This window comes from Parasphingorhabdus sp. JC815 (assembly GCF_040717415.1).
GTDB lineage: Bacteria > Pseudomonadota > Alphaproteobacteria > Sphingomonadales > Sphingomonadaceae > Parasphingorhabdus.
The window spans coordinates 124,694-137,437 of sequence record NZ_JBFEFM010000005.1 but is presented as its reverse complement, the minus strand read 5'-3'; the positions used below and the strand labels follow the sequence as shown (position 1 = coordinate 137,437).

The window sequence follows — 12,744 nt, the reverse complement described above, 5'->3', positions numbered from 1 at the left end:
AATGGAATATTTGTCAGTTCATATCGATGCCGCCGCTGTAACGGCGAGTGATACGGCTATGTCAAAAAAACAGGTTTTTCAGGCTCTGGCAGGAATAGCAGCCAAGTCTTATGGTCTTGACCAGCAAATGGTCGTAGATGCTCTCCATGATCGCGAATCTTTGGGCTCCACGGGTTTTGGCGGCTCCGTAGCGATACCCCATGCGCGGATTAGGGGATTGGACAAATGTGTTGGTATGTTCCTTCGTCTGGCACAACCCATCGACTTTGATGCACATGATGGCCAAGAGGTCGATCTGGTGTTTGGCCTGTTATCTCCCTTACAAGGCAGCTCGGACCATCTGAAAGCGCTGGCTGAAATTTCCCGCTTTCTGCGTGATGAATCGATATTGACCAAGCTTCGTGGCGCGTCTTCAGAAGACGCGCTTTATGTCTTGCTAACCGGTCAAAAAGACCAGCAAGCGGCCTAATGGCTTTAGAAAACGATCAACAAGAAACAAGCGGGCCGGAAACAAGTGGACCGGAAGAACATTTTCGCGCGCTGGAGCGATTATATGCCCAAGCACCGATCAACCAGTTTTTCGATTCCACGCTTGAAATCACCGAACGTGGCATAGCTCGCATCACATTTTCTGTTGATGAACGCCATTATCATGCTGCCGGAGCCGTCCATGGCACCGGCTATTTCAAAATGCTTGACGATGTTGCATTTTATGCGGCGAACAGCCTGGTTACGGACCGTTTTCTGTTGACCACTGCTTTCAACCTATTGTTCACCCGACCACTTAAAACCAGCACCGTGACCGCAGAAGGGAACTGGGTAAGCGGAAAAAGACGGGTTCTTGTCGCTGATGCTCGCCTGATTGATGAGGATGGCGAAGAAATTGCCCGCGGTACGGGAACCTTCATGCGCTCGCGTATACCGCTGGCTTCCCTTCCTGGCTATCAGCAGCCTTCCTGAACTCCTCCGATGAACATAGACGATTATATTCAGATGATCGAACCCGAATGATCGAACCACGCCTATCTGCCGAGATGATTGTCCAATCGCTTTTGCGTAAAGTGAATCAGGAGGGTGGCTTTGGGACAGTGATTCAAAAAGGCGACCGAATCTCTGGCGCGATTCTAATTATTTGCTTGGAAAAAGGTAAAGATCCGCGACTTTTGGAGAAAATGCCGAGTCTTGATGGACCTTCAATATGGCAAGTTATCTGGTCTCAACCTACTGATAAACAAGGAAACTTACAGGAATATCTGGACCGGAGAAGCAAATTTGATCCTGATTTATGGTTAATTGAACTGGATATCCCGGATGCAGAACAGCTCGTCGCTGAAATGACCTGATTTCGTTGACTCTGTTCTGGCTGCGCTTATTTCGCGTGCAACTTCAATGCACCGGTTGGTCCACTAGAATGTCTTTTTGACAGGACTAAACATGCAGACGGAGGGGACAGGGATAAGCTGTTGGTTGGTTTTTAAGCTTATTTTTGCAGGTTTCGGCCCGCACTGGACTCGCCGCATTAAATAACGGGTTTATGAGCAAAATTTTTAAGTCTGCCAGCGTCTTGTCGCTAGCACTAACTACGGTCGCGGCTCTTACCATGACCGATGCATCATTCGCACTGGAAGCGAGTGAAGAGATGCCAGAGGCGGAGATTGTAATTGATCCGGCTATGGTAGAATCCGCTAATGAGACGGATTCAGTTGTTTTCGCAGAAGAACAGGAAGTTCTCTCCGAAATACCTCAAGATGTCATTGTTGAAGACCGCGTCGCTAATGAAGAACGCACCTCTCAAAATAATTTTGATTATGTAGACACCGACACCAATTCTCTGCGTGACTTGGTCGCTCAGCAATCTGTTGAAGATTCATTGAGCGAAGAAATGATGTGCCTTGCCGGTACTATCTATTTTGAATCAAAAGGTGAAACATTAGCCGGGCAGCTTGCGGTTGCTCGCGTAGTCATGGCCCGGGCCGCTTCCCCGCGCTTTCCCGACACCATGTGCGGCGTTGTATATCAACGCAAACAATTCTCCTTCATTCGGGGCGGAAAAATGCCGCGGATAAATAAAAACCACTCCCATTGGCATAACGCCGTTGCGATTGCCAAAATTGCGATGAACGATGGTTGGGAAAGTCCTGTCGAAGGTGCTTTATTCTTCCATGCCCGTTATGTATCGCCCGGCTGGCGGTTAAAGCGGATGGCGATGATCGATAATCATATTTTCTATCGCTAAGATTTTTGTTTTCCAATATTAGAAAAAGGGCCCTTTCGAGGGCCTTTTTTATTTACGGTCTCTCATGCGCTCAGGTGTTGGCCGAAAATGTCAAATAAGGGATGATAATCTGCAAAAACGTCCGGAAACTAGCCGTTCCTTGGTGTGAACTTAGTGAACTTAGAATAGAATATTCCAAAGCCGTGGGACGTATCTGTCTGAGTCGAGGAAACACATACTGTGAAAATGATGATAGGCTTTTCTAGCTTGAATAAAGATAATGTCTTTCTTTTGTTCTGTTTATGTTCTAATTCTTCGGCATGATGATAGACCAGGATGATTCGTCTTTAGCAGCTTTTTTAGCCCCTGAGCCTCACCCATTAACGGGGGCGGCAGCAATTGCTCGTGGTACAGCCCGGTTATTTTCCCGACATGATATCATGGTCCTACCCGAAGTGAGCCTGCCGAATAAAAGGCGAGCAGATCTCATGGGGCTGGATGCCAAGGGACAGGTTATAATCGTTGAGATAAAGGTCGCACGCGGTGATTTGCTCGGCGATAGCAAGTGGACAGAATATCTGGACTATTGCGATCGCTTTTATTGGGCTTTTCCGGGCGGATTTGACGTTACACCGCTTGATCGAGCTGAATTTCTGCCAGAACGGACAGGGATGATAGTTGCTGATGCCTATGATGCGGAGATTCTTCGTCCGGCGGCAACCCATGCGCTGGCCCCGGCCCGTCGCAAAACAGAAACTACGCGATTGGCAAGGCGTGCCATGCGCCGGTTATCTGTAACAAATGGCTGGACTGACCCCGTAGCATGTGAATTCTATTGAGTCAGAATGGCGATCAGCCTTGCGGACCGAAAAACCGGCCTTCGGGCTCGGGTTTCTTCTTTTTATCCATTTTCTCAATCTCGGCCAAAATTGCAGAAGCCCGTCGATCACGTGTGGCATAATCACGAGCTGACAGGCCAGCAAGAGTGTCAGTGTGATCCGGATCAGCACCATTTGCTAACAATAGTCTCACCATTTCAGGATCTCGCAACTGAACCGCGCGGATCAGGGCAGTTTCGCCCCGGTTGTTAGCCTGATTCACCTTGGCATTCTTGGACAGCAAAACGCGGGCGCCCTCAACAAAACGTAATTGTGTGGCTAGCATGAGCGGCGTTGTTCCATCATTATCTTGCACGTTGGGATTAGCACCCTTTTGCAAAAGAAACGCAGTCCAAGTGGGATCGCGGCGGGCTACCACGATGTGAAGCGCGGTTTGTCCAGTGGTTAAATCCTTGGTATTGACGATTACCGTGCCGGGCTGATTCAAAAATTTTGTCGCTTCTGTGCCATCCCGGTCTTTCACTGCTTTGAGGAAGTTATAGCTGTCAGAAAATTGTGCATTGGCAGCACCCGGCAGTGCCAACGAAAAAGCGGCCAATAATGCCAGAACGAACGGTCTGACACTATTTGCCCGGTCTGATTGTGAAAATCCGCTGCGTGAAAGTCCGAAGCTGCCCCAATGCATAATATGCCGCCTTGCATTAATTGAAAAATCTATCACCTGTTAACGATAGATGCTGTCAAATATGAGTTGAAAATTCGCCGATAGCAGACCATGGCTGGCCTTATGATGAACAAATTTCTCTCTCTTTTCTCTGCCGCGCTTTTACTATCGCTTCTCTCCGCCTGCAACCCGGGATCTTCCGGTGATGCAAATGGCGGTGCACAAGAAGAAGCGCCTCTTGCGGGAGCAGCAATCGGCGGCGGCTTTACTTTGACTAACCAGGACGGGGAAAAAACATCGGATACTGATTTTGCTGGAAAATACCGGATCATCTATTTCGGTTATAGCTATTGCCCCGATGTATGCCCTGTTGATCTGCAGCGGTTGATGCAGGGATTGGCCTTGGCGGAGAAGGATGATCCGGCTTTGGTGGATAAAATCCAACCGATATTCATTACAATTGATCCTGAACGCGATCGGCCTGAGCAACTGAAACAATATGTATCAGCTTTTCATCCGCGGCTGATCGGTTTGACCGGCAGCGTTGATGAAATTGCTGAAGTTGCGAAAAAATTTCTGATAATTTATGACAAGCGCGAGGATGAAGGCACCAGTGAATATCTGGTAGACCATAGCCGCCAGGCTTATTTATTAGGCCCGGAAGGCGAGCCCGTTGCCTTGCTCCCCTTTGACGGCACACCTCAGCAAATTGCCGATGAAATCACGCGATGGATGCGGTAGCTAAGCGCCCCTTTTGGGAGCAACCCCTCGACACGCTTGACCGCGGCCAGTGGGAAGCGCTTTGCGATGGTTGCGGAAAATGCTGTTTGCTAAAAGCTGAGGACGAGGATGACGGCGAGGTCTATATGACTAATATCGCTTGCAAGCTGCTCGACACGCAAACTGCACAGTGTAGCGATTATCGGCGGCGGCGGTTTTTTGTTCCTGATTGTGTCCGGCTGACCCGTACAAAGCTGGATCAATTTACCTGGCTTCCGGACAGCTGCGCTTATAAATTGCGGGCGCGTGACTTACCGTTACCGGAATGGCATTATCTGATATCCGGCGACCGGGAAACTATCCATCAAACCGGAAACTCGATACGCGGCAAGGTAATAACGGAGGTAGAAGCTGGGCCGCTTGAGCACCATATTCTCGACAGACCGCTCTAAGGCGCGCACCACACCGGATAGCGAGGCGTTAGAGATTGAACTGGGCGGGCGCTATTATCCGCTGCTTGTGCGTAAGGTGGCGCGGGCGCGCTCCATTGCCGTTTCGGCTGATATTGTAAAGGGTGATGTACGGATTACAATGCCTCCCTATGCCAGCATGACGCAAGCGCTGCGCTTTGCCCAGTCCAAATCGGGCTGGTTAGCGGATCAGTTTGCCGAGGCATTGCCGCCTGTTCCAATCATCAATGGCGCGGAGATTGCTTTTGCAGGCGAAGAGCATGTCATCCACTGGTCCGCCGAATTTAGCCGTACGCCTTTGAAAACTGACAATGAAATTCGGGTTGGCGGCCCTGAAAACCGGATCGAAAGCCGCATAATAAGATGGATGAAGGAACAGGCACGCACCACTTATGCAGATGATCTTATGCTCTATTGCAAGCGGGCGGGAGTGGATATGCCTACGCTGTCTATTGGCGATGCCCGGCGCCGCTGGGGAAGCTGTTCGGGGCGCCGCGCGATCCGGTTGAACTGGCGGCTTGTCATGGCCCCTCCACTGGTTCGGCGTTCCGTGGTCGCGCATGAGGTTGCCCACCTGCGCCACATGAATCACAGTCCCGATTTTTACGAACTCCTCGACAGGATTTTTGAAGGTAATCGCAAGGATGCTGACCGCTGGCTTAAACAGCATGGCACGGGTTTGCATCTCATCGGCGTGCCGCCCAGATAAAACGCTATTCCTGCGTGGCTGGTTTCGGGGCGGGCTTGGGTAAAATTGAAACCGGTGCTGGTGGCTGTTCAGCCGGACGGTTCGGTTGGTCCGCAGGTTTCTTTTGTTCCGATGGTTCTGATCGACCTAAAACTGAATCAATCCACTCCTGATCCAGTTGGGGCGGATCACCGGGTGCTTGCCCGCCTTCCATATCATATTCCAGCCCTTGACCCGTTTCAATCGGCATACCGTTTTCATCAACATAGATGCCATCTTCGGGCGCGCCGAACAGATCTTCTTCATCCGGCTCCAGTTGCCAGTCGGGCAGGACCAGTTCGGTATCAAATTTTTCAATCTTCCGGTTCGCCACAGCGGTTTTCATAAATGCAGCAAAAGCCGATGCCGGTGCCCGACCGCCTTGCAATCCACGCACTGGTTTCGCATCATCGCGGCCCATCCACACACCCGTGGTCAGACCGCTTGAAAAGCCTAGAAACCACCCATCTTTATTGCTGCTCGTGGTGCCTGTTTTCCCTGCGACAGGACGGCCTATCTGTGCCGCTTTGCCTGTTCCGACATTCACGGCCGTTTGCATCAGGTCGGTGATACCGGCAGCAACCCATGGGTCTATCAATACGCGGCTACCATCAAATTTATTCTGGTAAAGGACGTTGCCCTTCATCGTGCTGACTTTGGTAATGGCATAAGGGGTGATTGCCACGCCCTTGGCATTGATTGAGGCAAACGCCCGTGTCATGTCGAGCAACCGGACGTCCGATGTTCCCAGAACCATTGATGGATTGGTATCAATCTTGGTCGTAATCCCGAAACGGCGCGCCATATTGGCGACAGTCGAAGTCCCTATATCATTACCGAGTGCTGCAGCGACGGTGTTTTTGGAATAAGCGAAGGCGGTGCGTAATGTGATATCACCGGCATAGCGTCCACCGCTGTTGCGCGGGGACCAGTTACCGATTTGAATCGGTTGATCGGTTACCATGTCATTAGGGGTATAGCCTGCTTCTAAAGCGGCCATATAAACAAAGACCTTCCATGCAGATCCGGGTTGGCGAACGGCCTGGGTCGCGCGGTTGTAATTGGAAGTGACATAATCGGTTCCACCGACCATTGCGCGAATGGCGCCATCGCGGTCTATCGCGACCAATGCACCCTGTGCACCAGCTGGAACGCGGGACTGGATAGCATTGGTGGCTGCCCGTTGCATATTAAGGTCGAGCGTCGTCCAGACTTCAATCGGTTCGACTGTTTCATCAATTAACAGGTCAAGTTGCGGCAAAGCCCAATCGGTAAAATAGCGGACACTGTTATGCCGTGGTTCGGGAGCCAGCTTGACTGCTTTGGGCTTGGTTTCGGCGGCTTGTGCAGCGGTGATCGCGCCCGCATCATGCATTACGGACAGCACAACTGACGCCCGGTCAATCGCGGCCTGTGCATCAGCCGTAGGGGAGTAGCGCGAGGGTGCTTTTACAAGGCCGGCAATAATCGCAGCCTCGGCAAGGTTCAGCTCCGTCGCACTATGTGCAAAAAACCGGCGGGACGCAGCATCAATTCCATAAGCACCGCCGCCATAATAGACTTTGTTAAGATACAGCTCGAGAATCTGTTGTTTGGAAAATTTGCCTTCCATGGCCAGAGCAATGAGCATTTCACGCCCCTTGCGCGCAAATGTCCGAGTGTTGCTGAGGAAGATATTTCTTGCCAGCTGCTGGGTAATGGTCGACCCGCCTTGTGCCCAATGACCACGATCCAGACGGACCTTGACCGATCGTATAATCCCGATCGGATCAATCCCCAAATGGCTTTCAAAGCGGCGGTCTTCAACGGCCACCATGGCATCAATCATAACTTGCGGAATATCGCTGTAATCCAGCCATTGACCATAGCTTGGCCCCATGGAAATCAATTCCCGGCCGTTGGTGTCGAGCACCCGGATCATCTGTCCGTTGGGAGAGGATTTCAGGTCTTCATAACCGGGAAGTGACGACCGGACGACCATGACCGCAACGACAAGCGCAACAAAGCCGAGCAGGCCAACGACCAAAGCTGTTTTCACTAACCGGAAAAACCACTTACGCACTGGTCCGGATTGTTTGCTGCGTTTTTTGCCCCGCGCCATATTGTCCTATTCACTATACGCTTACGAAGCGCTCTTGTATCGTGTTAGCGGGTTACTACAGGCTGAACAATGCAGAAATGCAGCTGATTAATCGTCTTTTGGTTCAAATTCCATCGCAGCACTGTTCATGCAATAGCGCAGCCCGTTTTCTGCCGGACCATCAGGGAAAACATGGCCCAAATGTCCGTCACAACCGGAGCAGCGCACTTCAATACGACGCATGCCGTGGCTTAGATCCTCGACTTCGGTGACGACATCGGCTTCTGCTGGCTGTGTGAAACTGGGCCAGCCGCAACCGCTATCGAATTTTTTCGCTGAATCAAATAATTTGGTGCCGCAACCGGCGCAAAAATATTCTCCGTCGCGTTCTTCGGCATTCAGCTTTCCGGTAAACGCACGCTCAGTTCCGGCTTCGCGCAGCACATGATATTGTTCGGGGGTCAATTTGTCGCGCCATTCGGTAGCGCTGAGGGTGATTTTTTCCATGATTATAAAATGGGAACAATAATGGCTGCCGTCAAGCGGCCCCCACAACTATCTGATGATGCTACATGCATTATATGATGGCTCCGGAGCGCATTTTCCCCGTCGATATATTCTCCCGATTTGTCCATCACCGCTCGCTAAGTTCACTAAGTTCACACCAAGGAAGGCATTTTTTTGGCCAAATATTGAAAATCAGCACGGCAATTTTCGCACGGCAATAGCAGAGCGGCTTTTGTGGAAACGCCCCGCCAACGAGATATTCAAAACTGAGAAAGAACAGATTATCAATAATATATCTATGACTATGTAGGAAAGCCGGATTTTTCTTTATTATCGGCGCAGGCGGGTCCTAACGCATCCCGGCACTCTTTTGGCCAACACTTTTTTTGGCTTGCGCTGCTTTTCTGGCGATGGTCAGCAATTCCTGTTCGACCAGGACGCGCTCGGGTTGACCGCTACTTTTCAAAGCGATTTCCAGCGATAATATCCGTTCGATCAGCCGCGCAATATGGGCTGCGGGCCACAAGCCAAGTTGCCGGGCAAAATTGTCGCGGTCTTTCCAGAAAATGCTGGGGTGATTGACCAGTTTACCGATATTGCCGCCCTGATCGACTTTTGCGCGTAGCTCCGCCAGCTTGCTCAAATGACGCAGCATTAGCCGGATCAGGCCGACTTCGCTAAATCCGATAATCATGGCCGAGGCCAATTCGCTGGTCAGCTTTCTGATGTCACCGCTCATCGCCGCGTTGATTAACAGGCCCAGATCCTCCTCGTCATTTTCGGCTCCCAACACCGAAAGAAGATCCGCTTCTGCTTCGCGTGGATTGTCCGGTGTAGCATCAAGATACAGGACCAGTTTTTCAATTTCGAGCTTGGCGAGCACCAGATCATTACTGGTCAGCGCAGCAATAGCGGCGGACATGTCGCGCGATATCCGCAAGCCTTCATCGCGGGCCATGCCTGATATTGCTGTCACAGCATCACCTTGGGAGGTTTCATAGCAGGTTGCGATCAGAGCATCGGGAGCTTTGGCAATTTTTTTGGCCAAGGCGGTTTTGTCGGCCATTCCCGCTGCAACGATAAAAACCGGATCGCCGCTGGTCTGGCTTTCCAACAGATTCTCTATTGATGCAGCCGCGCGAACGGCTTCACCGCTGTTCAAATGGACCATGATGTAGCGTTTATCCCCGAATAGAGACGCGGATGTTGCTTCGTCATTCAGCCGCGCCGCGCTTTCGCTCAGGTCGGCGATAGTCAGGTCAACCCGCTCCGCATTGCCAGCAAGCGGCGCGGCAAGTTCATTCGCCAATGCCTGACACCGCGTAGCATTGGGACCACATAAAACCGCCAATTTAAAGCTATCAGGCGCGGCATGAAAGCGGCGAACGATTTCATTATCCTTAACTTTCACGGCTGTCTCTTCATGCCGCAACCATTATTCGCTGCTATCGCTCGCCTGTTTGCGGGCAAAAAGGGATAGCCGGGTTACAATCTGGTCCGCGACAATTTTGGAAAGATTCTCCAATGCGGTTTCTTCGGCTACAACTGTGGCATATTCTGACGACACAACATCAATGCCGGCATCGGAACCGGCGGTTGCATCAAGCATCACCGCGTCATCGGATAGGCGAACGAGTTGATAACGCGCGCGCAAGGTGCGGCGTTCGCGGGTGATACGGTCATTGCTACGCACGCCAAAGCCGGCGATTTTATCATCCAGTTCTACGACGAGCCGGTATTTCGTCTCGCTGCCATCAAAATGCGAGAGCTGGTCATTCAGCGCATTACGCACCAGCCAGCCAGCTTTGCCCTTTATCGGCTCGACTTGCACATGGCCCAATCCCGTAGCAACAACGCCGTTCGCACCGCCGGAATAAAGCGGTTGCAAGCCGCAGGACGCAAGAGCAGCGCTAGCCGTCAGCAAAATGATTTGGGCCAGTAGCTTAGGAAATAAGTGAAAAATCTCGGGCAGTTTTGTCATATCACGATATTGACCAGCCGGTCAGGCACGACAATCACCTTTTTAATGTCCGCTCCATCAATGATACGCTGCACCTTTTGGGAAGCAAGTGCAAGTTCCTCCAGCGCCGATTTGTCGCTGCCTTGCGCTACAGTAATCGTATCACGCAATTTTCCGCGCACCTGTATGGCGATGGTCACTTCATCCTCTACCAACAGGCTTTCATCCACCTCCGGCCATGGCTGTGCTGCGATCAGGCCATCGTTACCCAGAAGCGCCCACGCCTCTTCGGCGATATGGGGAACCATTGGCGCGACGATAATGGCAAGGTTGCGGATAGCCGTGTCCCGATCAGCCGAAGGCGCGGCTTTTTCGATCATATTGACCAGTTCGAACACCTTGGCGACCGCTTTGTTAAAGGACAGTCCCTCGATATATTCGGCAACATCGGCGATGGTCTGGTGCAGCTTGCGTTTAAGCGCTTTATCTTCGCCGCTATTGGGCGCTTGATCCGCGATTGAGGTAAACAGCCGCCACAAACGCTGAACAAAGCGCCAGCTTCCTTCAATGCCCGATTCAGACCACGGAAGATCGCGTTCCGGCGGGCTGTCGGACAGCATGAAGAAACGCACAGCATCTGCGCCATATTGGCTAATAATCGGATCGGGGTCGATGACGTTTTTCTTCGACTTCGACATTTTCTCTACCCGGCCAGTGGTAACGGCAGAACCGTCAGCGATCACTTCCCAGTCGGTGCCATTTTTGCGAACTTCATCGGGTGAGAGCCAGCTACCATCGCCGTGCTTATAGGTTTCATGCGTCACCATGCCTTGTGTGAACAGGCTTTCAAACGGTTCGCTAAAATCCAGTTTCCCGATTGACGCCAGCGCACGGGTCCAGAAACGCGCATACAGCAGGTGTAGAATCGCATGTTCAACGCCGCCGATATATTGCGATACCGGAAGCCATTTCTGCACGGTTTCTGCGTCAAACGGCTTGTCGCCTGGCTGGCTGGCGAAGCGCAGGAAATACCAGCTACTGTCAACAAATGTATCCAATGTATCGGTTTCGCGTCGCGCAGCTTGACCGCATTTCGGACAATCGGCATCGGCCCATGTCGGATGGCGTTCCAGCGGATTGCCGGGAATATCGAAGCTGACATCTTCGGGAAGAACGATGGGCAATTGGTCCTTTGGAACCGGAACCGCGCCGCATGTTTCACAGTGGATGATCGGGATAGGTGTGCCCCAATAACGCTGGCGCGACACGCCCCAATCGCGCAGCCGCCAGGTCGTCTGGGCTGTGCCCCAGCCTTCTGTTTGTGCGCGGTCAATCACGGTTTTCTGGGCGGTTTCGATTTCCATGCCATCCAGCATCCGGCTGTTCACCAGCTTGCCGGGGCCGCTATAGGCTTCGTCGTGGATAGGCGCGTCTTCATCGCCTTTTGCAGCGACAACGCGGGTAACAGGCAGAGCGTATTTGCGGGCAAAATCAAGGTCGCGCTGGTCATGGGCGGGCACGCCGAAAACCGCGCCGGTGCCATAATCCATCAGCACGAAATTGGCGACAAACACCGGTAATTCCCACGACGGGTCGAGCGGATGAACGGCTTTCAGGCCGGTATCAAAGCCCTTTTTCTCCATCGTTTCAAGTTCAGCCGCTGTCGTTCCGCTTTTTTTGCACTCCTCACAAAAGGCCGCGAGCTTATCGTCATTTTCTGCCAGTTGCTGGGCCAGCGGATGATCGGCGGACAGAGCGACAAAACTCGCACCAAAAATTGTGTCGGGGCGGGTCGAAAAAACCTCGACCGTGTCAATATCCTGTTGTTTCTCGGCTAGCGCAAAATGAAATTGCAGGCCTTGAGACTTGCCGATCCAGTTTTCCTGCATCGTGCGGACTTTCTCAGGCCAGCCTTTCAGGTCTTTCAGCCCGTCGAGCAACTCTTCGGCAAAATCGGTGATCTTCAAAAACCACTGGCTTAATTTGCGCTTTTCCACCGGAGCGCCCGATCGCCAGCCTTTACCGTCGATCACCTGTTCATTGGCCAGCACGGTCATGTCCACCGGATCCCAGTTCACCGCCGATTCCTTGCGATAAACCAGACCGCCCTCGAACAGGTCGATGAATAATGCCTGTTCCTGACCATAATATTCCGGATCACAGGTCGCCAGTTCACGGCTCCAGTCGAACGCAAAGCCCAGCGTTTTCAGCTGATCCCGCATGGAAGCGATATTGGCGTGGGTCCATTCGCCGGGGTGGACTTTCTTTTCCATCGCCGCATTTTCAGCCGGCATGCCAAAGGCGTCCCAGCCCATCGGGTGAAGCACTTCAAAGCCCTGCATCCGGCGGAAACGGGCAAGCACATCGCCCATCGTATAGTTGCGAACATGGCCCATATGGATGCGGCCAGAAGGATAGGGAAACATTTCCAGCACATAGCTGCGCGGTTTTGGAGACTGGTCATCGGCTTCAAAAATGCCGGATTCCGCCCAGCGGGATTGCCAGCGTTTGTCCGCCGATAAAGGGTTGAAACGCTGATCCGTCATGATGGTCCTATTAAGA

General features: G+C 52.1%; 14 protein-coding genes. 8 read left to right on the top strand and 6 right to left on the bottom strand.

The features are described 5' to 3' along the window. Position 1: 1 nt before the first annotated feature. The 5 genes from AB1K62_RS12180 (at position 2) to AB1K62_RS12160 (ending at position 3,054) form a co-directional block, all read left to right on the top strand. Positions 2-469 carry a PTS sugar transporter subunit IIA gene (locus AB1K62_RS12180; RefSeq protein WP_367003888.1) on the top strand — a complete coding sequence of 156 codons (468 nt, stop codon included), beginning with the start codon at positions 2-4 and terminating at the stop codon, positions 467-469. Continuing rightward, on the top strand, positions 469-960 hold the full coding sequence (locus AB1K62_RS12175; protein WP_367003887.1) for a PaaI family thioesterase: 492 nt from the start codon (positions 469-471) through the stop codon (positions 958-960). Before AB1K62_RS12180 ends, AB1K62_RS12175 begins: the two co-directional genes overlap by 1 nt. A gap of 47 nt (positions 961-1,007) precedes the next feature. Next, the gene (locus AB1K62_RS12170; RefSeq protein WP_367003885.1) at positions 1,008-1,343 is read left to right on the top strand and encodes a DUF1491 family protein; all 336 of its coding nucleotides are present in this window, start codon (positions 1,008-1,010) and stop codon (positions 1,341-1,343) included. 191 nt (positions 1,344-1,534) lie between these two features. Further along, on the top strand, positions 1,535-2,236 hold the full coding sequence (locus tag AB1K62_RS12165; RefSeq protein ID WP_367003883.1) for a cell wall hydrolase: 702 nt from the start codon (positions 1,535-1,537) through the stop codon (positions 2,234-2,236). A 302-nt stretch (positions 2,237-2,538) separates the two neighbouring features. Next, positions 2,539-3,054 (top strand): MmcB family DNA repair protein, encoded by a 516-nt coding sequence (locus tag AB1K62_RS12160; protein ID WP_367004055.1) that lies wholly within the window; start codon positions 2,539-2,541, stop codon positions 3,052-3,054. Between the two features lie 13 nt (positions 3,055-3,067). On the opposite strand, the gene AB1K62_RS12155 is transcribed toward AB1K62_RS12160, so the two are convergent. Continuing rightward, positions 3,068-3,739, bottom strand: a complete 672-nt coding sequence (locus AB1K62_RS12155; RefSeq protein WP_367003881.1) for an ankyrin repeat domain-containing protein — start codon at positions 3,737-3,739, stop codon at positions 3,068-3,070. 102 nt (positions 3,740-3,841) lie between these two features. Here AB1K62_RS12155 and AB1K62_RS12150 point away from each other — a divergent pair, with 102 nt between their 5' ends. The 3 genes from AB1K62_RS12150 to AB1K62_RS12140 are packed head-to-tail and all read left to right on the top strand — an operon-like array spanning position 3,842 to position 5,617. Continuing rightward, entirely contained in the window at positions 3,842-4,459 is a 618-nt protein-coding gene (locus AB1K62_RS12150; protein ID WP_367003879.1) for an SCO family protein, read from the top strand. Further along, on the top strand, positions 4,447-4,890 hold the full coding sequence (locus tag AB1K62_RS12145; RefSeq protein ID WP_367003878.1) for a YcgN family cysteine cluster protein: 444 nt from the start codon (positions 4,447-4,449) through the stop codon (positions 4,888-4,890). The genes AB1K62_RS12150 and AB1K62_RS12145 overlap by 13 nt, the downstream gene beginning before the upstream one ends. Further along, positions 4,859-5,617 (top strand): SprT family zinc-dependent metalloprotease, encoded by a 759-nt coding sequence (locus tag AB1K62_RS12140; RefSeq protein WP_367003877.1) that lies wholly within the window; start codon positions 4,859-4,861, stop codon positions 5,615-5,617. The genes AB1K62_RS12145 and AB1K62_RS12140 overlap by 32 nt, the downstream gene beginning before the upstream one ends. Before the next feature lie 4 nt (positions 5,618-5,621). Here the strand turns inward: AB1K62_RS12140 and AB1K62_RS12135 are convergent, their stop codons facing one another. The 5 genes from AB1K62_RS12135 to leuS all read right to left on the bottom strand — a co-directional run bounded on the left by AB1K62_RS12135 (position 5,622) and on the right by leuS (position 12,728). Further along, positions 5,622-7,736: a PBP1A family penicillin-binding protein gene (locus AB1K62_RS12135; protein ID WP_367003876.1), complete on the bottom strand. Its 2,115-nt coding sequence runs from the start codon at positions 7,734-7,736 to the stop codon at positions 5,622-5,624. An 87-nt stretch (positions 7,737-7,823) separates the two neighbouring features. Then, complete coding sequence (msrB, locus tag AB1K62_RS12130; RefSeq protein ID WP_367003874.1) at positions 7,824-8,222, bottom strand: peptide-methionine (R)-S-oxide reductase MsrB; 399 nt, start codon at positions 8,220-8,222, stop codon at positions 7,824-7,826. Between the two features lie 349 nt (positions 8,223-8,571). Further along, entirely contained in the window at positions 8,572-9,633 is a 1,062-nt protein-coding gene (gene holA, locus AB1K62_RS12125; RefSeq protein ID WP_367003872.1) for a DNA polymerase III subunit delta, read from the bottom strand. Positions 9,634-9,657: 24 nt separating this feature from the next. Further along, positions 9,658-10,203, bottom strand: coding sequence for an LPS assembly lipoprotein LptE (gene lptE / locus AB1K62_RS12120; RefSeq protein ID WP_367003870.1), 546 nt, complete (start codon positions 10,201-10,203; stop codon positions 9,658-9,660). After that, complete coding sequence (gene leuS, locus AB1K62_RS12115; protein ID WP_367003868.1) at positions 10,200-12,728, bottom strand: leucine--tRNA ligase; 2,529 nt, start codon at positions 12,726-12,728, stop codon at positions 10,200-10,202. Before leuS ends, lptE begins: the two co-directional genes overlap by 4 nt. Between the last annotated feature and the right edge of the window lie 16 nt (positions 12,729-12,744).

Excerpts from the sequence above, each read along its gene's own strand:
- AB1K62_RS12145 (WP_367003878.1), top strand. The coding sequence starts at position 4,447 with ATGGATGCGGTAGCTAAGCGCCCCTTTTGGGAGCAACCCCTCGACACG.
- msrB (WP_367003874.1), bottom strand. The coding sequence starts at position 8,222 with ATGGAAAAAATCACCCTCAGCGCTACCGAATGGCGCGACAAATTGACC.
- AB1K62_RS12180 (WP_367003888.1), top strand. The coding sequence starts at position 2 with ATGGAATATTTGTCAGTTCATATCGATGCCGCCGCTGTAACGGCGAGT.
- AB1K62_RS12175 (WP_367003887.1), top strand. The coding sequence starts at position 469 with ATGGCTTTAGAAAACGATCAACAAGAAACAAGCGGGCCGGAAACAAGT.
- AB1K62_RS12150 (WP_367003879.1), top strand. The coding sequence starts at position 3,842 with ATGATGAACAAATTTCTCTCTCTTTTCTCTGCCGCGCTTTTACTATCG.
- AB1K62_RS12135 (WP_367003876.1), bottom strand. The coding sequence starts at position 7,736 with ATGGCGCGGGGCAAAAAACGCAGCAAACAATCCGGACCAGTGCGTAAG.
- AB1K62_RS12160 (WP_367004055.1), top strand. The coding sequence starts at position 2,539 with ATGATAGACCAGGATGATTCGTCTTTAGCAGCTTTTTTAGCCCCTGAG.
- lptE (WP_367003870.1), bottom strand. The coding sequence starts at position 10,203 with ATGACAAAACTGCCCGAGATTTTTCACTTATTTCCTAAGCTACTGGCC.
- AB1K62_RS12170 (WP_367003885.1), top strand. The coding sequence starts at position 1,008 with ATGATCGAACCACGCCTATCTGCCGAGATGATTGTCCAATCGCTTTTG.
- leuS (WP_367003868.1), bottom strand. The coding sequence starts at position 12,728 with ATGACGGATCAGCGTTTCAACCCTTTATCGGCGGACAAACGCTGGCAA.
- AB1K62_RS12165 (WP_367003883.1), top strand. The coding sequence starts at position 1,535 with ATGAGCAAAATTTTTAAGTCTGCCAGCGTCTTGTCGCTAGCACTAACT.
- AB1K62_RS12155 (WP_367003881.1), bottom strand. The coding sequence starts at position 3,739 with ATGCATTGGGGCAGCTTCGGACTTTCACGCAGCGGATTTTCACAATCA.